The sequence below is a fragment of the Micromonospora rubida genome (assembly GCF_009908295.1).
In the GTDB taxonomy this organism is placed as follows: Bacteria; Actinomycetota; Actinomycetes; order Mycobacteriales; family Micromonosporaceae; genus Micromonospora; species Micromonospora rubida.
Genome location: NZ_JAAALO010000003.1, coordinates 170,910 through 190,344, shown reverse-complemented (window position 1 = coordinate 190,344; position 19,435 = coordinate 170,910). Strand labels below are relative to the sequence as shown.

General features: G+C 73.2%; 20 protein-coding genes and 1 pseudogene. 4 read left to right on the top strand and 17 right to left on the bottom strand.

Features of this window, described 5'->3' with window-relative positions; all coding sequences use genetic code 11:
* Positions 1 to 159: 159 nt before the first annotated feature.
* Genes GVV04_RS10585 through GVV04_RS10575 form a run of 4 tightly spaced genes read right to left on the bottom strand, consistent with a single transcriptional unit; the run spans position 160 to position 3,658 of the window.
* Positions 160 to 1,200, bottom strand: coding sequence for an HAAS signaling domain-containing protein (locus tag GVV04_RS10585; protein WP_201753285.1), 1,041 nt, complete (start codon positions 1,198 to 1,200; stop codon positions 160 to 162).
* Positions 1,197 to 1,529: a PadR family transcriptional regulator gene (locus tag GVV04_RS10580; RefSeq protein ID WP_161687107.1), complete on the bottom strand. Its 333-nt coding sequence runs from the start codon at positions 1,527 to 1,529 to the stop codon at positions 1,197 to 1,199. The genes GVV04_RS10585 and GVV04_RS10580 overlap by 4 nt, the downstream gene beginning before the upstream one ends.
* A gap of 55 nt (positions 1,530 to 1,584) precedes the next feature.
* Entirely contained in the window at positions 1,585 to 1,716 is a 132-nt protein-coding gene (locus GVV04_RS33930; protein WP_268926256.1) for a hypothetical protein, read from the bottom strand.
* A gap of 40 nt (positions 1,717 to 1,756) precedes the next feature.
* Positions 1,757 to 3,658: a protein kinase domain-containing protein gene (locus GVV04_RS10575; protein ID WP_161687106.1), complete on the bottom strand. Its 1,902-nt coding sequence runs from the start codon at positions 3,656 to 3,658 to the stop codon at positions 1,757 to 1,759.
* A 283-nt stretch (positions 3,659 to 3,941) separates the two neighbouring features.
* On the opposite strand from GVV04_RS10575, the gene GVV04_RS10570 reads away from it, so the two are divergent.
* On the top strand, positions 3,942 to 4,610 hold the full coding sequence (locus GVV04_RS10570) for a hypothetical protein (RefSeq protein ID WP_161687104.1): 669 nt from the start codon (positions 3,942 to 3,944) through the stop codon (positions 4,608 to 4,610).
* A gap of 724 nt (positions 4,611 to 5,334) precedes the next feature.
* Here GVV04_RS10570 and GVV04_RS33005 read toward each other — a convergent pair.
* A pseudogene (locus tag GVV04_RS33005) lies at positions 5,335 to 5,621 on the bottom strand (hypothetical protein).
* Positions 5,614 to 5,817 carry a hypothetical protein gene (locus GVV04_RS10560; RefSeq protein WP_161687103.1) on the bottom strand — a complete coding sequence of 68 codons (204 nt, stop codon included), beginning with the start codon at positions 5,815 to 5,817 and terminating at the stop codon, positions 5,614 to 5,616. Before GVV04_RS10560 ends, GVV04_RS33005 begins: the two are co-directional and overlap by 8 nt.
* A gap of 276 nt (positions 5,818 to 6,093) precedes the next feature.
* Here GVV04_RS10560 and GVV04_RS10555 point away from each other — a divergent pair, with 276 nt between their 5' ends.
* Positions 6,094 to 6,285 (top strand): hypothetical protein, encoded by a 192-nt coding sequence (locus tag GVV04_RS10555; RefSeq protein ID WP_201753284.1) that lies wholly within the window; start codon positions 6,094 to 6,096, stop codon positions 6,283 to 6,285.
* Between the two features lie 536 nt (positions 6,286 to 6,821).
* Here GVV04_RS10555 and GVV04_RS10550 read toward each other — a convergent pair.
* The 6 genes from GVV04_RS10550 to eno all read right to left on the bottom strand — a co-directional run bounded on the left by GVV04_RS10550 (position 6,822) and on the right by eno (position 12,323).
* Positions 6,822 to 7,763, bottom strand: coding sequence for a Ppx/GppA phosphatase family protein (locus GVV04_RS10550; protein ID WP_161688325.1), 942 nt, complete (start codon positions 7,761 to 7,763; stop codon positions 6,822 to 6,824).
* A 22-nt stretch (positions 7,764 to 7,785) separates the two neighbouring features.
* Positions 7,786 to 9,087 (bottom strand): hypothetical protein, encoded by a 1,302-nt coding sequence (locus tag GVV04_RS10545; protein ID WP_201753283.1) that lies wholly within the window; start codon positions 9,085 to 9,087, stop codon positions 7,786 to 7,788.
* 174 nt (positions 9,088 to 9,261) lie between these two features.
* Positions 9,262 to 9,774, bottom strand: a complete 513-nt coding sequence (locus tag GVV04_RS10540) for an amino-acid N-acetyltransferase (protein ID WP_161687102.1) — start codon at positions 9,772 to 9,774, stop codon at positions 9,262 to 9,264.
* Positions 9,775 to 9,776: 2 nt separating this feature from the next.
* Positions 9,777 to 10,334: a DUF501 domain-containing protein gene (locus GVV04_RS10535; protein ID WP_161687101.1), complete on the bottom strand. Its 558-nt coding sequence runs from the start codon at positions 10,332 to 10,334 to the stop codon at positions 9,777 to 9,779.
* Between the two features lie 38 nt (positions 10,335 to 10,372).
* On the bottom strand, positions 10,373 to 11,005 hold the full coding sequence (locus GVV04_RS10530; RefSeq protein WP_161688323.1) for an FtsB family cell division protein: 633 nt from the start codon (positions 11,003 to 11,005) through the stop codon (positions 10,373 to 10,375).
* A gap of 34 nt (positions 11,006 to 11,039) precedes the next feature.
* On the bottom strand, positions 11,040 to 12,323 hold the full coding sequence (gene eno / locus GVV04_RS10525; RefSeq protein ID WP_161687100.1) for a phosphopyruvate hydratase: 1,284 nt from the start codon (positions 12,321 to 12,323) through the stop codon (positions 11,040 to 11,042).
* Positions 12,324 to 12,538: 215 nt separating this feature from the next.
* On the opposite strand from eno, the gene GVV04_RS10520 reads away from it, so the two are divergent.
* Together GVV04_RS10520 and GVV04_RS34355 are read left to right on the top strand one after the other, a co-directional pair.
* The gene (locus tag GVV04_RS10520) at positions 12,539 to 13,231 is read left to right on the top strand and encodes a hypothetical protein (RefSeq protein ID WP_161687099.1); all 693 of its coding nucleotides are present in this window, start codon (positions 12,539 to 12,541) and stop codon (positions 13,229 to 13,231) included.
* A complete protein-coding gene (locus tag GVV04_RS34355; RefSeq protein ID WP_161687098.1) occupies positions 13,228 to 14,118 on the top strand; it encodes an NAD(+) diphosphatase in 891 nt (296 codons plus the stop codon). The genes GVV04_RS10520 and GVV04_RS34355 overlap by 4 nt, the downstream gene beginning before the upstream one ends.
* Before the next feature lie 13 nt (positions 14,119 to 14,131).
* Here the strand turns inward: GVV04_RS34355 and GVV04_RS10510 are convergent, their stop codons facing one another.
* The 5 genes from GVV04_RS10510 to GVV04_RS10490 form a co-directional block, all read right to left on the bottom strand.
* Complete coding sequence (locus tag GVV04_RS10510) at positions 14,132 to 15,751, bottom strand: DUF885 domain-containing protein (protein ID WP_161687097.1); 1,620 nt, start codon at positions 15,749 to 15,751, stop codon at positions 14,132 to 14,134.
* A 39-nt stretch (positions 15,752 to 15,790) separates the two neighbouring features.
* Positions 15,791 to 16,771, bottom strand: a complete 981-nt coding sequence (locus GVV04_RS10505) for a CU044_5270 family protein (RefSeq protein WP_161687095.1) — start codon at positions 16,769 to 16,771, stop codon at positions 15,791 to 15,793.
* The gene (locus GVV04_RS10500; protein WP_161687093.1) at positions 16,768 to 17,421 is read right to left on the bottom strand and encodes an RNA polymerase sigma factor; all 654 of its coding nucleotides are present in this window, start codon (positions 17,419 to 17,421) and stop codon (positions 16,768 to 16,770) included. Before GVV04_RS10500 ends, GVV04_RS10505 begins: the two co-directional genes overlap by 4 nt.
* Positions 17,422 to 17,616: 195 nt before the next feature.
* Positions 17,617 to 18,600, bottom strand: a complete 984-nt coding sequence (locus GVV04_RS10495; protein ID WP_161687092.1) for a nucleoside triphosphate pyrophosphohydrolase — start codon at positions 18,598 to 18,600, stop codon at positions 17,617 to 17,619.
* Positions 18,597 to 19,400 carry a SurA N-terminal domain-containing protein gene (locus tag GVV04_RS10490; RefSeq protein ID WP_161687090.1) on the bottom strand — a complete coding sequence of 268 codons (804 nt, stop codon included), beginning with the start codon at positions 19,398 to 19,400 and terminating at the stop codon, positions 18,597 to 18,599. Before GVV04_RS10490 ends, GVV04_RS10495 begins: the two co-directional genes overlap by 4 nt.
* Between the last annotated feature and the right edge of the window lie 35 nt (positions 19,401 to 19,435).

Here is a 19,435-nt window from a genome sequence, read left to right as displayed (position 1 = left end):
CCGACCCACGAGATTCTCCCCCGGTGAGCTCCGATGACCGACCCCATGTGCCGGATATTGCGCCTGTAGAACAAATGATAAGCGCGATATACCGTACAAAAGGTTGATCAATCGGGGTGCCCGGCAAGCCGGACACCCCGATTGCGGTGCGTCGTCGCCTCAGGAGGAAGTGGGCACCGGGGTCGGGGCGAGGGCCGTCGGCAGGGGCGCGAGGGGCGGCGGCGCCGAGCTCGGGGCCGGACCGGCCGTGGTGCCCCCGGACGGGGTCGGCGCGGAACCGCCGGACGGTCCGTCGGTCGGGGTCGGGGCCGGGGCCGGGGTCGGCGGAACGGGCGACGGGCGCGGCCCGACCGGCCCGGAACGGAACGGCGCATGCTCCGGGCAGTACGGGTACGCGGGCACTCCCTGATTCGACTCGGGCAGCCCCTCGCGCACGCACTCCCGGTACCCGAGGCGGATCGGGTTGCCGTCCTGGTCGAACAGGCGGGCGTTCTCCACCAGCCGCCCCTCGCTGTCGTAGACGAAGACGTCGCGGACGAACGGCACCTGTTCCGAGGTGGGCTGGTAGCCGGACTCGTTCCAGCCGAGCCGGTCGTCCGCGTTGACGAACCCGGCGAACGCGAAGACGGCGAGGACCGCGGTGCCCGCACGGACCGCGATCCGGGGCCAGCGGCCCAGCGTGGGGGTGCGCCTGCCCAGCCACACCGAGGCCACCACGCAGACGGCGAGCAGCAGCAGCGCGGCGAGCGTGCTGCCGCCCAGCCTCGGCAGCAGCCCGAACGACGCCCCCGTGGTGACCATGGTGATCAGCATCGCCGCGAGGTATCCGCGCAGGACCCACCAGGCGGGGCGGAGCAGCCGCAGGTACTCGCTCGCCGAGGCGTACCCGAGGATCGGGCCGAGATTGCGGTCGGCCACCCGCAGCCGGGCGCGCAGCGAGGCCGCGACGGCAGCGGCCCGCTGGTCCAGGTTGCGGGCTGCGGCCGGGCCCCCCGCCCCGGCCGCCGCCCGCAGCTCCGCCGCGTACGCCTCGGGCGTGCCCAGCCGGTCGGCCAGCGGCTCGTCGCCCTCGGCGGCCACCTCGGCCAGGTGCTCGGCCAGGTCCTCGGTCAGCTCGTCCCGGACCGCGGGCCGCAGGTCGGCCAGCGCCGCCCGGACCCGCGTCACGTAGTCCGCGATCTCCTGCTCCATGACGGTCATGCCGTCACCCCCCGATCGTCGAGCAGCGTGTCCATGGTGGTGGCGAACGAGCGCCAGATCTTGCCGGAGCGGGTCAACTGGTCCCGGCCGGCCGCGTTCAGCGAGTAGTACTTGCGGTGCGGGCCGGACTCGCTCGGCACGACGTACGTGGTCAGCAGGCCTGCGGCGAAGAGCCGCCGCAGCGTGCCGTAGACCGACGCGTCGCCGACCTCGTCCAGGCCGGCTTCCCGCAGGCGACGCATGATGTCGTAACCGTAGCCGTCCTCCTCCCGGAGCACGGCCAGGACCGCGAGATCCAGCACGCCCTTCAACAGCTGTGTGGTGTCCACGCATTACACACTAGTGCGCAATGCGCAGTAGCGTCAAAGAGAAACGCCGCGCGGGTCAGGTCGCACGCCGCGCCGCGCCGTCCGCGACCCGCAGCAGATCCCGCAGTACGTGCACCAGCGCGCGAACCTGCGCCAGGTCGATCGGCCAGCGCTCCGGGTCGTCGCCGGCGGACAACTCCAGCAGCACACCGGGCGGGCAGAGCCGCTTCAGGATCGCGGGGGGAAGTTCACGACACCACCCGCCAAAGCTGGTTCTGGTTGCTGCTGCACACGCCATAGGTGACCTGCTGGCCGGGGCCCTGGGAGGTCAGGCACCCGCTCGTGTTCCGCTTGCGGAGCTGACGCCTCGCCGAGTCGTAGACCCACCCGAAGCCGTTTCCGCCGCCGACCGATGACAGCACGCCGACCCCGTCGTAGCCGACGGTGAGCTGCTTGGCCGGTGCGGACTTCACGACCAGGGCATCGTCGGACGACTCGAGTTGCCATCGCTGGCTGGGGAGACTCCGCCAGGCGATGGTCACCACCTTCGAGCCGTCGCTCGTGCCGGTGGCGCTGAGCACGGTTCCGTCGGAGCTCACGATCACCATGCTGTCGGGGTTGAACGGTCCCGAGGGCAAAGCCGAGGTGCGCGGAGTGGCCTTGGTCGGTTGCGCGGTGCCCGGATCGCCCTTGTCCCGCGTCGGGCCGGCCGAAGGGCTGCCAGCCGCCAATGGGCCACCGCCGGGCGCGCCGGTCGTACCGGGCGCGTGGGGAACGTTGGGAACGTTGGAAGGGCGGGCGGCCCCGCTGGCAGGTGGGGCGGAGGCGGCCACGACGGCAGCAGCGGTCGGTGAACTGTCGGCCGAAGGATCGCGGGGTGGCGCGCCGCCATCGACGAGATAGGCCCCGCCCAGTATCACCACGAGCACGCCGATCGCCGCGGCGATAGCCGGTCGACGCCATTTCCGGCGCCGGGTGTCGGTCGGCGGCATGGCTTGGGTCGTCAGATCCGGTGGCTTCGTCAGCTGCGCGGCGGCCGGCTCGGGAGCGGTATCCCGTCCGAGAGTGAGGGTGGTGAGCCCGTCCGGGCCGATCGACGCGGTGGCGGTCAGGGTCGGTGCGGGGGTGGTCAGGGTCGGTGCGGGGGTGGTCAAAGTCGGTGCGGGGGCGATCAGAGTTGGTGCGGGGGTGGTCAGGGTCGGTGCGATGCCGGGCGGCCTGAGCGGGATGGTCAGAGCGGCCCCGATCTGGGGAAGGGTCTCCTCAAGACCTTCGGGCAGCCAGCCCTGGCCGGCGGCTGCCGCGCTGCGGTCGATGTAGGCGGTGATGACGTCCTGCGGCGTGGGTCGCAGACGCGGCTCCTTGGCCAGGCACCGGCTGATCAGCTCCCGCAGTCCCGGATCTGTGATGCCGTCGAGAGTGGGTTCGTCCTGGGTGACGCGGTAGACGAGTTCCACGTCGCTGCCGGCGCGGAAAGGAGCCTTCCCGGTGGCGGCGAAGGCGACGACGGAGCCGAGCGCGAAGACGTCCGTGGCGGGTGTCGATCGCTCGCCGCGCAGCTGTTCCGGTGACATGTAGGACGGGGTGCCCATCCGTACGCCGGTCTGGGTGAGGTCGAGCTCGCCGTCGGCCCGGGAGATCCCGAAGTCGATGACGCGGGGTCCATCGGCGGCGAGCAGCACGTTGCCGGGCTTCAGGTCGCGGTGGACGATGCCGGCGCCGTGAATGGCGTTGAGGGCTTCGGCCACCCCGGCGGCGAGCCGCCACACGCCGTTCAGCGGCAGCGTTCCGTGGCGCGCGACGGCGACGGCGAGATTGGGGCCCGGCACGAAGGCGGTCGCCAGCCACGGGCGGGCGGCTTCGGAGTCGTGGCTGAGCACGGGGGCGGTGAAGACGCCCCCGACCCGCCTGGCGATCGAGGCCTCACGCGCGAATCGGGCACGGAACGAGAAATCAGTCGAGTAGGGGTCCTTGACGACCTTCACCGCCATAGCCCGACCGGCCTGGGTCACTCCGAGGTAGACGCGGCCCATGCCGCCCTCGCCTATCCGGCCGAGCAGCCGGATGTCGCCAACCGAGCGGGGATCCTCCGGTTCGAGAGGGAGGAACTCCAGCCCCAGAGCGGGCAGGGTCGGGATGATGTCGCTCACTCGGCGCCCCCTCGTCGTCGCAGCGATGCTACAGAGATGGAAAGGGCTGCGACGCATCGGCGTTGTCTGATCACGATGGCCAGGTGATCGACGCCCCTTCAGCGCGATTCATTCACCACGGTGAGCGCTCGACATCGTCACCGTGGCCACCGCCGGGCGCTCACCCTCGACCAGGTCGCCGCGTTGTGGGGCCTCGACGCCGGCCCGCGCGACAAACACGGTGGCAGTCCGACACTGGCGGGGGCGCACTACGCTGCGGCCCACTTCATCGAAAGGAACAACCATGCGCAGGACGCTGCTGCCGCTGGCCGCGCTCGCCCTGGTCCTCGTGGCGGGCGGGTGCAAGATCGAGGTCAACGGCGCCGCCACGCCGGGCCCCGGCGGTACCACCGTGCCGTCGGACTCGCCGGTGGCCGACCCGCCGTTCGGCGACGGCAGCAGCGCGAACGACAACGTCTCGCCGCCCGCCGCGCCGCCCGCGAAGGTCCCCGCGCTGACCTGCGACCAGGTGGCCGAATCGGAGTTGGGCAGCACCAAGGTGCGGTACAACAACTACCCCGACCCGATCCCGCTGACCGAGGGGCGCTGGGCCGGTGAGGACGGCGTGGTTGTCGCCCTGCAACCGCCGTGCGCGATCGGTGACCTGACCGGCGACGGCGCCGCCGACGCGCTGCGCGCGATCATGCTCGACGGCGGCGGGACGGGCAAGTTCTGGGGCATCGTGCTCTGGCGCAACGTCAAGGGCGCCCCGGCCTATGTCGGCACGGTCGATCTCGGCGACCGCACCCCGATCGAGAAGGTCACCATCAGTGCCGGCCAGGCGCAGGTGGTCTACCTGACCCGACCCGACGACGCCTCAATGGTCGAGTTGGTGATCGAGCGGACGGCCACCTACCGGCTCATTGGCGACAAGCTGGAGGAGATCGGGTACGTCGACAAGCCGCATTCCTAGTCCGCGCTGACCCGGAGGGCTGAGTAACCGGCACCCAGCCCCCTGACGCCGGGGTGGATCGGTGCGATCTCAGAGTGGAAACATCGGCTCCTGCCGGGTCGACCTACCCTCTTTTGGCCCCTATGGAGCTGCCCCGTTTGTGCTATCGACGGAGCGGGAGCGCAGACGGGACAGCTCCATAGGGGCGGCAGGCATGTCCCCCACCAAACCGGCATGCATTCGCCGGACTACCCAATGTGGGAGACGACATGGACGGCTTGGCGGCGACTTCCGGGGCATTCGCAGAGGCTGTGGGATAGCTGAGGTCCGGCGAGACCGAGGCCCCTCCCGCATGCCGTGCACCACGAACATGCGCGCCATTTTCGGCGCCAAGCCGAAGCCGCGACTGACCGCACGGGAGATCTTGGAAGGAAACGGCCCCTCCAGGGGCCGTTTCCTTCCAAGATCTCCGATCATCCTAAGATGTGGAACGGAGTTCCTGGATGGTGGAGTTAGTTGGGGTGGGATCCGCAGGGTTGGGGCGGGGCCAGTGCGGCGGGACGGGGCTTCCGTGGGACGGGAGCGGCGGCGGGACGGGTGGCCGATTGCGCGGTGGCGACGCGCACGCTTGAGGTCGGCGCGTGCGATCTCGTTACCGAGGCCGGATTCCTGCCGGAGACATCCGCGCACCGGCCTTGATATGCGCGGTACCGGACACTCCGCGACTCTGCCCGGGCCCTGGGCTTCACCCCGCCCGCGCACGAGACCGGGATACAGGGTGACGTTGGGCCAGCCGCTCACCCGCCGGCTTGTCCAGCCACTGCAACCCAGCGAACTGACGAACAGAGACCGCCGGGCAATCGCGTCCCCACGCCGGTCGAGCTGGTAGCCGTCCGCCCAGATCCACCCCTCGTAGGTGGGCCAGTCGTGAACCCGAATGACACGGAACACGATCGGCTTCACGAACTGAACACTGGCCACCCGGGTGAGGTGGAGGACGTCTCCCGACTTCGGCAACCGGGGCTCAGTCATCGGACTTGTCCGGGTCAAGCAGGTTCGTCATGATTTCTTGAGACTCCAGCAGGAGACCAATCCACGCCAGATGCCGTTCCGACATGCCTGGATCGACAGGGCGGTTGCGGCTTTTCAGCTCCAGAACGCCCGCCTGGACCCACGCCCCCATGTACGTGATGGCCTCATTGGGAGCTTTGGCGAATTCCTTCAGCATGGCCGCTTGGCGCGGGAGGCAGGGCCACGGCTCCCCGCACCCGAGACACGGCCCACCCGGGTACTCCGGGGGGTGGTCCTCCATCACGGCCGGCCCTCGCCGACGCCCCCGTGGCCGATCTTGGGGGCGTGCGGGCGGACGGCCTGAGGTTGGCGGCCATGAACGGCGGCAGCGTTCGGCGTAGTCATCCCCCGATCGTGGTACCGATGTAGGCGATCGTCAACCCCGGTCGCCGTTACCGATCGTCGGACAATCGCCGATACCTACCGTCAACCCATGGGCGAGTTCGTGGGGATCGCTGAGATACGAGGCATGCTCGGCGGCGTGTCGCGTGCCCGTGCATCCGTGGTTGCCTCCCGGCGTGACTTCCCCGCCCCCTACCAGGTGTTGGTGATGGGGCAGATCTGGCGGAAGACCGACGTCGAGAAGTGGATCAAAGAGCACCGGCCAGACCTGGCGACAGACTGACAAATACGGCCCCGCATCCGGTCGGGGACCTGTCCTTCGGCCCCTGTGAAGCTGCCCCGTCCACGCGCCCACTGCGTCGATAGCACAAACGGGGCAGCTCCATAGGGCCCAACGGGAGGTAGGCCGGCCCGGCAGGAGCCGCCCGGCAGGAGCCGACCCGGCGAACGCCGATGATGTCGGCAGCGCGGGCATCCCACGGGGACCTGCCAAGCCGAAGAGCCCTGGACCCTGACCCGATCGAAATCATGCTCGAACACGGATGCAGTGGCATCGGGCGCGCGGGGAGGCCACTCGATCCCAGCTCGAGCATGATCTTGGGCGACGGGCCGACCGATCACGCCGGCGGCGGGCCGACCGATCACGCCGGCGGCGGGCCGGCCGATCACGCCGGCGGCGGGCCGGCCGATCACGCCGGCGGCGGGCCGGCCGATCACGCCGGCGGCGGGCCGGCCGATCACGCCGGAAACAGGCCGACCGATCACGCCGGCAACGGCGGCCGGACGCCGGGCCGGAGCAGCGGCGATGCCGGGGGTCGGCTAGCCGGCGGCGGGCAGCAGGCTCCAGGCGATGCCGTCGAGGATGTCGTGCTCCGAGGCGACCACCGAGGACATCCCGGCGCGCTCCATGATCACCCTGAGGACCAGGGCGCCCGCGCCGATCACGTCGGCCCGGCCCGGGTGCATGACCGGGGTGGCGAGCCGCTGCTCGCGGGTCTTGCCGAGCAGGTCGGCGGTCACCCGGGCCACTTCGTCGTACGAGACCCGGGCGTGGTGGATGCGCTCCGGCTCGTACTCGGTCAGGCCCTCGGCGAGGGCCACGACGGTGGTGACCGAGCCGGCGAGCCCGACCAGGGTGGCGGCCTGCCGCCCCGGCACCGCCTCCAGCGCGCGATCCACGGCGGCCGTGATGTCGGCCTGCGCGGCGGCGACCTCGGCCGCGCCGGGCGGGTCGCCGTGCAGGTGCCGCTCGGTCATCCGGACGCAGCCGATGTCCACCGAGATCGCTGCCTCGACGCCGCCGGAGCGGGTGCCGACCACGAACTCGGTGGACCCGCCGCCGATGTCGACGACCAGGTACGGCGCCTTCGCGTCGGCGGGCAGGCCGCGCACCGCGCCGGTGAAGGAGAGCCGGGCCTCCTCGTCGCCGCTGACCACCTCGGGGGCCACGCCGAGGGTCTGCTCGACCATGGCCCGGAAGTCCCCGGCGTTGGAGGCGTCCCGGGACGCCGAGGTGGCGCACATCCGGACCCGCTCCGCGCCCAACTTCTCGATCTCGGCGGCATAGGAGGCCAACGCGACCCGGGTCCGCTCGATCGCCTCCGGCGCGAGCCGGCCGGTCCTGTCGACGCCCTGACCGAGCCGGACGATCTCCATCCGGCGGGACAGGTCGACCAGCGGCGCCTCCGGCCCGGCGGACGGGTCGGGCAGGTCGGCGACCAGCAGTCGGATCGAGTTGGTCCCGCAGTCGATGGAGGCCACGCGCGTCGTCACGGCAGCAACCCTACGGCAGCCGTCCCACCCCGGCCGGCTCAGCCGCCCGCCCCGCCGCCGGCCGGACGCTCGATGATCGACGGCGACGCGCGAGGCGGAACAGGTCCGGCAGCCACAGGGCGACGCCGACGAGCAGCAGCGCCGACAGCAGCGGCAACCGCCACCACCAGCGAACCGTGGCCGGGGGCGGATCCGGCGGGTCGGCCACCCACGGGCGGGCGGTCTTCGACCAGGCGAGGAACGCGTCGCCGATCGGCAGGACGCCGAGGGCGTACCGGCGGGTCCACGGGGTGTCGGCGGGCAGGCCCACCAGGTCGCCGTAGTTGGCCAGCGCCCCGGCGAGCGCGGCGTCGCCCTGGGACTGGGCCGCGCCGAGGGTGACCACGGTGGCCGACAGGCTCACCCCGAGCAGCAGCGGCCCGGAGTCCACGTCGCCCGGCCCGTCCATCCCGTGCGGGTACTCCCGCACGGCCGGGCCGAGCCCGAGCGGCGTGGCCACGAACCGGTCCCGGAAGCGCAGGTACTGCTCGCGGGCGAACGCCGGATCGACGTCGACCAGGAAGCGCTGGATCATGCTCTGCGACGTGGCCCGGGCCACCTCGGCCGGGGCCCCCGTGGCCAGGTCCACCCGGTGCGGCAGCAGCCCGGTCCCCGGGTCGAGGCGCTGTCGCACCCCGTCCAGCCAGCGCGTCACGGTGCCGGCGAAGCGGGGCGGGAGCAGCGCGTCGTGCAGCCGCAGCGAGGCGATCGCCACCGTCGAATCCACCGGCCACGCCTGCCCCGGGTACGCGGCCAGGTACGGCGAGGCGGACCCGTCGAACGCCGCCCCGACGGCCGCCGACGCCTCGGCGAACCGGGCCGCCTCGGCCGGGTCGCGCCGGTCCGCCGGTTGCAGGGCGAGCACGCCGCCGCGCAGCCAGTTCGTCCAGCCCTGATAGAAGACCCCGTACGCCGGGGTCAACTCGGGGCTGAACGGTTCCCGCCCGGACGGGGATTCCAGTCGGGCCAGCGCCCACCGGGCCTCACGCAGCGCCGTCTCCCGCTCCGCCTCCGGGGACCGCAGGCCCTGCTCCACACGGGCCAGCCCGTACAGAGCATGGGCGAAGAACCAGCCCTCCGGGAACATCGCCTGTGCGTCGGTGCCCGCGCCGTCGTCCAGCGCCGACCGGAGGAACGTCAACTGCCGGGCCACCCCCGGTGGCTGCTCGTCCGGGCCGGCGGTCGCGGGCATGAGCAGGCGTACCGCACCGAGCAGTGCGACGGCGCTCAGCAGCGCCGCGAGCACTCGGAACGTCGGACGCAGGATCGCCATCCGGGCAGCATGCCCCGAAACCGCCCACCCGCGCCACAGCTGAGCGCCGAGGGGCCGACCGCCTGGAGCGCGGGTACCTGTCGGAATCGGTGCCACGGATTACAGGGACGGCGGCGGGATTTCGGCACGCTGAAGCCCGGCACCCGAGCGAATCTCGTAGCAACCGAGCGCCGGTCAGAGGCGCAGCAGCATCCGGGTGTTGCCGAGGGTGTTGGGCTTGACGCGTTCGAGGTCGAGGAACTCGGCGACGCCCTCGTCGTACGAGCGCAGGAGCTGCTCGTAGACCGGCTGCGGCACCGGTGCGCCGTCGATCTCGGTGAAGCCGAACGAGCCGAAGAACCGGGTCTCGAAGGTGAGCACGAAGATCCGGGCCACCCCGATCTCCCGGGCGGCGTCGATCAGCTCGCCGACGATCCGGTGCCCGAGCCGCCGGCCCCGGCACCTGGGGTCCACGGCGACCGTGCGGATCTCGGCCAGGTCCTCCCACATCACGTGCAGCGCACCGCAGCCGAGCACCGCACCGTCGCCGTCGACCGCGACCCGGAACTCCTGCACGTGCTCGTACAAGGTGACGGTGGCCTTGCTGAGCAGCCGCCGGTCGTCGGTGTAGGTGTCCACCAGCTGCCGGATGCCGCGCACGTCGGAGGTGCGGGCGCGACGCACCACGAGCTCGTCGGGCGCCGGCATCGTCACTCGCCCGCCGGCACGTCCACGCAGGGGCCGGCGGCCCACCACTGCTCCACCAGCTCCAGCGTCTCGTCGCCGAGCGGGTTGACCCCCGGACCCGCGCCGAGGGCGTGGCCGAGGTGCACGTGCAGGCACTTCACCCGGCCGGGCATGCCGCCCGCCGAGATGCCGGCGATCTCCGGCACCTCGCCGATCGCGGCCCGGCGGGCCAGGTAGTCCTCGTGCGCAGCCCGGTACCGGGCGGCCAGCTCCGGGTCGGTGGCCAGCCGCTCGGCCATCTCCTTCATCAGCCCGGCCGACTCCAGCCGGCTGCACGCGGCGGTCGCCCGGGGGCAGGTCAGGTAGAACAGCGTCGGGAAGGGCGTCCCGTCGGTCAGGCGCGGGGTCGTCTCCACCACGTCGGGCAGGCCGCAGGGGCAGCGGTGGGCCACCGCCCGGGTGCCGCGCGGCGCGCGTCCGAGCTGGGCGGCCACCGCGGCCAGGTCACGCTCGGTGGCCGGTTCCCGCTCCGGCGGGGGTACGGATTCCGCCGCCGGGTGCTGCGGGGGTACGACAGTCACGGTGCCCATCTTTCGTCGGTGCTCTGTTGGCGCTGCGTTCACTGGCCGGGGCGGTCGGCGTTCGCGGCCCGCACGCTCGACCACAGGGTGTCGTACCAGGGATCGGGGGTCTGCGGCCGGGCGGGGGCCTTCCCGCCGCTCGCGTCCCGGGCCGCGCCGGCCGGATCGTTGAGCACGATCACCGGGACCTCGCCGGGGTAGACCATGTAGAACCGCTCCCGGGCCCGGATGCGGATGTACTCGGGGTCCTGCCACTTGGCCGCCTCGACGGAGCGCTCGGCGATGAGCTGCCGCTGGGCGGCCTGGGCCGCCTCCATCCGCTCGATGTCCGCCTGCTGGTCCAGGTAGACCCGGACCGGATAGGTGTAGGCGAGGGCGAGGGCGATCAGCACCGCGAAGAGCACGGTGGCCCGCCCGGTGAAGCGCCGGGGGTGGGGCGCGGAGAGCCGCTTCACGCTGCCGCCGGCCGCCGTGCGCCGGGCTGCGGCGGGACGGCTCGCGGAGCGAACCTGGTCGGCGGCGCGGGCCGAGCCGGGCGCCCGGCCGGCGGTACGCGCCTCCGCGCGGACGCCGTCGCGGACCGATGAGCGGGCGCGGGCCCCGCCCGGCCGACCGGTGCTACCCGGCCGGCGGGCGGGACGCTGACCACCCGGTGTGCGGCGCTGCTGCATCGTCACACCCCTCCCCCGAGGCTAGCTGGGCGTCTCAGGCGGAACGGTAACGCGGGAACGCGCCCGCCCCGGCGTACCGCGCCGCGTCGGACAGCTCCTCCTCGATCCGCAGGAGCTGGTTGTACTTGGCCACCCGGTCGGAGCGGGCCGGGGCACCGGTCTTGATCTGGCCGCAGCCGGTGGCCACCGCCAGGTCGGCGATCGTGGTGTCCTCGGTCTCGCCGGAACGGTGGCTCATCATGCACTTGAAACCGGCCCGGTGGGCCAGCTCGACCGCGTCGAGGGTCTCGGTGAGCGAGCCGATCTGGTTCACCTTCACCAGCACGGCGTTGGCGGACTTCTCGGCGATGCCCCGGGCGATGCGCTGCGGGTTGGTGACGAACAGGTCGTCGCCGACGATCTGGATCCGGTCGCCCAGAGCGGCGGTCAGGGTGGCCCAGCCGCTCCAGTCGTCCTCGGCCAGCGGGTCCTCGATGGAGACGATCGGGTAGTCGCCCGCGAGCTTCGTGTAGTAGTTGCTCATCTCCTCGGCGGACTTCGCCGCGCCCTCGAAGGTGTACGTGCCGTTGTCGAAGAACTCGGTGGCGGCGACGTCCAGGGCGAAGACGATGTCGGTGCCCAGCCGGTACCCGGCCTTCTCGACCGCCTCGGCGATCAGGTCCAGCGCGGCGGCGTTGGTGGGCAGGTTCGGGGCGAAGCCGCCCTCGTCGCCGAGCCCGGTGGAGAGGCCCTTCTTCTTCAGCACGGACTTCAGCGCGTGGTAGACCTCCGCGCCGGAGCGCACCGCCTCGCGGAAGCTGGGCGCGCCGATCGGCGCGATCATGAACTCCTGGATGTCGACGTTGGAGTCGGCGTGCGCCCCACCGTTGAGAATGTTCATCATCGGCACCGGGAGCAGGTGCGCGTTCGGGCCGCCCAGGTAGCGGAAGAGGCTCAGCTCGGCGCTGCCGGCCGCCGCCTTGGCCACGGCCAGGGAGACGCCCAGGATGGCGTTGGCGCCCAGCTCGCCCTTGTTGTCGGTGCCGTCGATGTCCAGCATCTTCTGGTCGATCAGCCGCTGCTCGCTGGCCTCGTACCCGATGAGCTGGTCGACGATCTTGTCCTCGATGTTCGAGACCGCCTTCTCGACGCCCTTGCCCTGGTAGCGGCCGGCGTCACCGTCGCGCAGCTCGATCGCCTCGAAGGCGCCGGTGGAGGCGCCGGACGGCACCGCGGCGCGGGCGATCGTGCCGTCGTCGAGCCCGACCTCGACCTCGACCGTCGGGTTGCCCCGCGAGTCGAGAATCTCCCGGGCGACGATTCCCTCGATGGTTGCCACTGAGTCGCTCCTCGTATGTGTGGTTCCGGTCCGCTATGGGCCGCGACGGTGCGGCTGGGGCAGGTGTTGAACGCAGCGTATCGGGCGGCGGCTCAGCGCACCGCGTCGCCCGGCGTGCCGGCCCCGGGGGCGGACGTCGGACATTCCCGGATTCTCGGCCCTCAACCCGGCAACCGGTTTGCGTGACGTGGACCCGATCGACAAGGCTGGTCGCCATGCCCGCCGTCTCGACCACGCTCCGCGCGCTCACCCTGTCGGTCATCGCGTCACTTTCCGTGACCGGCTGTCAGGCCCTGGACGACGCCGGCCGGGCGTTCGGGCGATCGGACCTGGTCAACGACATCGTCGCCCGGCTGGACCGGGCGCTGGAGCTGACCTACTCGGCCGACTACCAGCTCTCCGGCGGCCAGACCGCCTCCATCGCCCAGACCCAGGACCCGGCCCGCTCGGCGTACGCCTGGCCGGGCGGGAGGCTGACCGTCACCGCCGAGGCCATCACCCGGTGCGAGGCCGGCACGGCCGGGACCGTGTGCACCCTGCTCGCCCCGCCCGTGACCACCGCGAAGCCCTCGGTGACCCTGTTCACCGAGGCCGAGCAGCGTGGCCTGGTCACCCCGCCGGTGGTGGTGGGGCTGCTCACCGAGGCCGCGCTGGACTCGGAGGCGGTCGTCGCCCAGCGCGGCACCACCATCGCCGGGCACCACGCCACCTGCGTGGACGTGCAGCGGTCGGCCGGCGACTTCACCGCCTGCGTGACCACCGAGGGCGCGCTCGGCAGCTTCACCGGCCAGCTCGACGGCCGGCCGACGGAGCTGGCCCTGACCCGCTACAGCGACACGGTCGACGGGGCGAGCTTCGAGCTGCCGGCCGGGGCCGTCGTCGTCGACCGCCGCTCCGCCGGCTCGTGACCACCCCGCCGACGACCCCCGACGGCGGCGGGTTCGTGCCGGGAGCGCAACGGTCCGGCCCGCCGCAGCCCGGGGACCTCGCCCTGGTGGTGGCCGGGCGGAGGCTGCTGACCGGCCCGGAGGGCTTCCCCCGGGTGGCCGAGCTGCCGGCCGACACCGCCTGGGTTCCGCTGGGCACCCTGGCCGGGGTGCCCGCCTGGGGCGCCGACCTGGCCGGCGAGGACGTCGATGCCGACCTGGCCGGCGAGGACGTCGACGAGCAGGCCCTCCCGGGCCGCTGGCGGAGCTGGCGGGCGCTCGCCGCCGAGCTGCCCACCCCCCTGGCCGACCTGGCCGGCCGGGCGCTGGCCGTGCTCACCTGGCGGCGTACCCACCGGTGGTGCGGGGCGTGCCGGGCAGAGCTGGCCGACGTGCCGGGCGAGCAGTCCCGGCGGTGCCCCGACTGCGACCTGTACGTGCCGATGCAGCTCTCCGCCGCCGTGCTGGTGGCGATCACCCGGCCCGGGCCGGCCGGCGGCCCCGACGAGCTGCTGCTGGTGCGGCACGCGGACGGGCCGCCGGAGCTGTGGGCGTTGGTCGCCGGCTACGTGGAAGCCGGCGAGTCGCTGGAGGCGGCGGCCCGCCGGGAGGTCGGCGAGGAGGTCGGGCTGACCCTCGGCGCGGTCTCCTACTTCGGCAGCCAACCCTGGGCGGTGTCCGGGCCGGGGGTGCTGCTGGCCGGCTTCACCGCGACCGCCGCCGACCCGGCCGCCGAGCCGGTCGTCGACGGGAAGGAGCTGACGCAGGCCCGCTGGTTCCCGCTCGACGCGCTGCCGGCCGAGCTGCCCTCGGCGTACTCGATCTCCCGGTGGCTGGTCGACCACGTCGCCGCCCGCCCGGCGGGCTGACCCGGCCCTCTGCTCACACGCCGAGCAGGGTGCGCAGGTGGCGCGGGGGCGGGCAGTCGTGGGCGAGCATCGCGTCGTGCCACTCGCGCGCCGACACCCCGGCGGGGCGCAGCGCGGCGATCTCGGCGATCTCGCTGTACCCGACGAAGTAGGTGGAGAGCTGGGTGGAGGTGAGCAGCGCCCGCCGCCACTTGCCGGCCGCCTCGCCCTCCTCCTGGAAGCCCCGGCCCGTCATCAGCGCGATCGCCTCGGACTCCGGCAGGTCGTCGCAGTGCACGAGCTGGTCGAGCAGCGCGTTGATGGTCATCCGGAGCTGCATCTTGAGCTGCTGCAACCGCACCGGCAGGCCGCCGAAGCCGAGGCCGACCATCAGCTCCTCGGCGTACACCGCCCAGCCCTCGATGAACGACCCGGACTCGGCGAGCGCCCGGACCCGGGTCGGGCCGGCGTACCGGCGGGCGTGGGCGAGTTGGAGGAAGTGCCCCGGCATCGCCTCGTGCACGGTCAGGTTGCGGATCATGTGGTCGTTGTACTCCCGGTAGAACGACTCGACCCGGGCCGCCGGCCAGTCCGCCGGGGTGGGCGCGATGCAGTAGAACGTCGGCACGTCCGCCGTCTCCAGCGGGCCGGGCGAGTCGCAGTACGCCACCGCCACGCCCCGGGCGAACTGGGGCATCTCCTGGATCACGCACGGGTCGTCGACCAGGGTGACCAGGTCGCGGGCGCGGACGAAGTCGGTCGCCTCGTCGAGGGTGACGGAGGCCAGGTCGACGATGGTGTGGTCGTCGGGGTGCTCGGCGGCCAGCAGGTCCAGCGCCCGGCGTACCGTCTCGTCGTCGCCCGCGCCGCCGACCAGCTCGACGGCCGCCTCGCGGATCTCGGCGGTGACCCGCTCCAGGTTGGCCCAGGCGCGGCGCTGCACCTCAGCGGCGCCCAGCTCGGTGTCGAGGGTGTGCCAGAGCCGGGCCTCCCACCGCCGCCGGCCGAGCCGGGGGTCGCGCCCCGGGCCGGCGTCGGCCGCCAGGCCGGTGCGCAGCCAGGCCACGAACTCCTCCAGCGCCGCGATCGCCGCGGTCGCCGCCGGCTCCACCCGGTCGTGCAGCGCGGGCGCCTCGGCCAGCAGCCGGGGCACCTCGTCGCGGACCAGCGCCGCCGTGCCGGCGAACTGCCCGACCGCCGTCTCGGCGTGCACCCGGGGCATGTCCCGCAGCGTCGCGCGCGCGGTCGCCAGGGCATCCGGTACGGCCGCGAGCCGGCCGGCCAGGCTGGTCAGCCGCACCTCGGCCGGGGCGTACGGGCGGGCGAGCGGGGCGTGCAGCAGCGGGCCCGGGTTGTGCCGCAGCGGGTCCCACTCGGGTGCCCGGATCTCGTCGGCCTCGAACAGCTCCCGGTCGACCAGGGCGGTGAGCAGGGCGTGGTCGACCCGCTCGTCGACGTCGAGGGCGTCCGGGTCCAGCTCGGCGAGCGCGTCGGCGGCGTCCCGGAGCATGTCCCGGTCGGCGGCGACGGCAGCGGCGGAGAGGTCCGGCAGCCGCTCGTCGCACCGGTGGTCGCCGGCGGACATGGCAAGGCCGGGCCGGCTCTCCAACAGGGCGTCGACGATCCGTTCGGCACGGGGTGCGAAGGATGACATGCGACGACCCTAGCGGGGAGCCGGCACCGGCGTTCGACATCAGTTGGGCCGGCTGCCCGCCTTGTCCACCACCCCCCGGCTCAGCACAGCGGTGGTGCCGGTGAGCATCCCGGCCTTACCGATCTTGGTGTCCCGGACCAGGTAGGACCGCTCACCGAGGTACTCGAGGCTGGTCCGGTCGAAGATCCACTCCGTGCGCGTGCCGAACCTGTCGTCGACGCGGCCCACGGCCACCCCGGTCCGCCCGGCGGCGTCGACGGACTTCGGCACCAGGACCACCCCCGGAATCCGGGCCGCCGCGCGGTAGAGGGCGGCGGTCACGAGTGGCGGCAGCAGGCTCTCCTGCAACGCCCGGCCGATGTATTCGAAGGCGCTGACATCCCTGGACGGGCCCTCCGACTTGACCTCGGCGTAGATGTGTCGAAGCAGCGCCTCCGGGTCGGTCGGGAGGCCGGCGTACCTGCTGTTCGGGGTGGAATTCCTCCACCGCTGCATCTCGCCCCGCTCGCGGACGAGCATGTCGCTGCCGACCTGGGGTCGCCACGCCTCGCGGTCGTGCACCTCGTCGAGCCTGCTGACCGTCGGGCGGCCGTCGCGGGCGAGCCGGGTGCTCGTCCAGGCGACCTTGCTGCGGGTGTAGACGAACTGGCCGGCGGCCACCGGCACCGCCGGCTTCGCGGCGGCCGCCCCGGCGACCTGTTCCATCAGCAGCTCCACCTGGGCGGCCTCGCCGGGCTGGTTCGCCGGGTTGCCCCGCTCGGAGTCCCCCCAGGGCAGCGCAACGGTGGCGACCAGCACGGCGGCCACAGCGGCGGCGGCCACCGGTGGGGCGAGCCACGCCAGCAGACGTCGGGGCCGGGGCGACGGCCGGGCCGGGGATGCCGCCGGAGACTGGGTGATCTCGTGCATGAAGGCCTCCTTCAGGACGCGATGACGGTCGGCGGACAACTCCCGCTCCGACGGTGGTGGCACCAACCGGGCGAGGGCGCTGCGCTCCGCAGGATCAAGCCGTGGGTTCATCGGTTCATCTCCTGGATCGACCGGGCCACGGATACGCGGCCACCCTGTACCTGTCCGCGAACCGGCGCGGGTTCCCGAGCCGGGGGCGGGGAGAGCGCCGGGGCCGGGTCGAGTGCCCGCTCGGCCAGGGCGCGCAGTTTCGTCCGGGCCCGGGACAGCCGGGACCGGACCGTGCCGACCGGCACCCCGAGCGCCTCGGCCGCGGTGGCGTAGTCCAGCCCCGACCAGACGCAGAGCGCGAAGACCTCCCGTTCGGCCGGCCGCAGGGCGCGCAGCGCCGCCCTGGCCGCCACCAGCCGGTCGACGTCGTCCATCCGGTCGGTGACCGCTTCGGCGAAGTCCGGGACGGTGTCGGCGCGCGGGATCCGGGCCAGCGCGGCCCGGTGCCGTCGGGCCGCCCGGCTCGTGTTGCGCAGCACGTTCGTGGCGATGCCCAGCAGCCACGGGAGCACGCTGTCGCCGTCGGGCCGCAGCTTGCCGCGCAGTCGCCAGGCCTCCAGGAACGTCAGTGAGACCACGTCCTCGGCGGTGCTCCGGCAGCCCGTCGACCGGAACGCGTGCCGGTGCACGGCATGTGCATGTTCCTCGAACAGCTGCCCGAACGCTCCTGCGTCGCCAGCACGAAGCCGGGCGCGATATGAACTGTCCACACCCTGTTCTGTCCGCTCGCCCGCCCGGGTTCCCGCCGGGCCGGCACGAGACGGCGGATCGGGGTCTCCGGCGGCGCAGAACTTCGCCAGCCAACCTCCGCGCCGGGCCGCACGCCGTCCGCCGCCCGGTTGTCTCCCAGCAGGCCGGCGACCTGGCCGGTTGGGGCCTGTCGCGGCCGGTCCCGCGCCGGCGGGTCAGTCGGTGCCGGTGGCCCGTTCGGCGGCGCGGACCGCGTCCGCGTACGCCAGGGCGGCGCGGCGCAGGGCCGCCTCCGGGTCCAGGCCCGCCTCACGAGCGGCCGCGACCGTGGCCAGCAGGCTCGCGCCGAGTCGCGCCTCCGGGTCGGCCTGGGAGTCGGCCAGGGGCGGGGGTACGGCCAGGCCGGCGCGGGCGGCACGCTCAAGGATCTTGCCGGCCAGGGCGAGCGCGGGCAGGCTCGGCGCGATGCCCTCCAGCACCGAGTCCCGGGCCTTCTCGTCCCGTTTGATCCGCTCCCAGTTGGCGGTGATCTCGTCCAGGGTGGTGGCCTGGTCGTCGGCGAAGACGTGCGGGTTGCGCCGGACCATCTTGTCCACCAGGCCGCCGGCCACGTCGTCGACGTTCCACCGCTCGCCCTCGGGCAGCTCCTCGGCCAGCCGGGCGTGCAGCAGCACCTGGAGCAGCACGTCGCCCAGCTCCTCGCGGAGCGCGTCGGTGTCGTCGGCGCCGATGGCGTCGTACGCCTCGTAGCACTCCTCGATCAGGAAACCGGCGAGGCTGCGGTGGGTCTGCGCCCGCTTCCACGGGTCGCCGCCGGGCGAGGCCAGCCGGTCCATCACCTCGACGGCGTCGAGCAGCCGGGCCCCGGGCGGGTCCCACGAGCCGTACATCAGCTCCAGCTCGGCCAGGCCCGGCTCCCGGGCCAGCCGAAGCCCGAGCTCCCGGGCCAGCGTCTCGTCGCCCACCGGGCCGGCCAGCCAGACCACCGCGCCGTGCGCCGCCGCCGCGTTCAGCAGCGCCGGCGTCGCCGGGCCGTCCGGCACGGTCACCTCGCCGCCCGCCGCCCGCACGGCGGCGGTCAGCTCGCTCTCCGCCCCGGCCAGCACCGGATTGCCGCGTACGACGTCCCAGGCGGCGGCGGTCAGCAGCCCGACCGGGAGCCGGGGCGAGGTGACCAGCAGGACGATCCGGGCTGTCATACCCCGGGGGTCGCCGGAGCAGCCGACTCCGTGGCCGGGGCCTCGGGGGTGGAGATGTCGGTCACCGGGCCGTCCTGACCGATGTACGGCAGCGAGTAGAAGACCAGCGACTGACCGGTGCTGACCACCGACGGCACGCCGATCGGCCGGTACTGGGGGTGGATCGAGGTGCCGGCCTTCTCCGCCTCCTCCTGGAGGGCCGAGCTGAGCGCGGTGGCGCCGCGCACGAAGCCGCCCTCGCCGCCCTCGCCGGTCTCACCGAACATCTTCCGGACCTCGGCGACGCTCAGCCCGGGCTGGATCGCCCCGGCCTTCTCGATGGCGCCATAGACAGCCATGATCGACTTGTCGCTGACCTCGACCGCGGGCAGCTTCTCGCCCAGCACGGTGGTGATGTCCACCCACTCGCCCCACAGCTTCGCGTACTCGGCGGCGGCCGGGATCCGGAGCTGCTGCTCCAAATCCTCCGGCTTGACCTCGTCGGGCACCTGGAGGCCCTGCTTGGCCACCACCCGCTTGCCCAGATCGATGCTGACCAGCAGGTTCAGCACGTCCTGCCGGGTCACCGAGGAGCGCAGCTGCTCCGGCGACGGCTTGGCCCCGGTCTGCCCGACCTCGGCGCTCATGGCGGCGGCATACATCGACTGGGCGTTGTCGTAGATCTCGTCCACCCGGTCGATGGAGTACCTCGTGTCGCCGACGTACGCGGCGACGTCCGGCGCGGACTTCCCGCACGCACCGAGGGAGAGGACACCGAGGGCCGCGACGCTGGCGGCGGCGATGAGACGGCGAGCACGCATGGCCGTCACTCTCTCATGCGTGCCCACCGGCTATG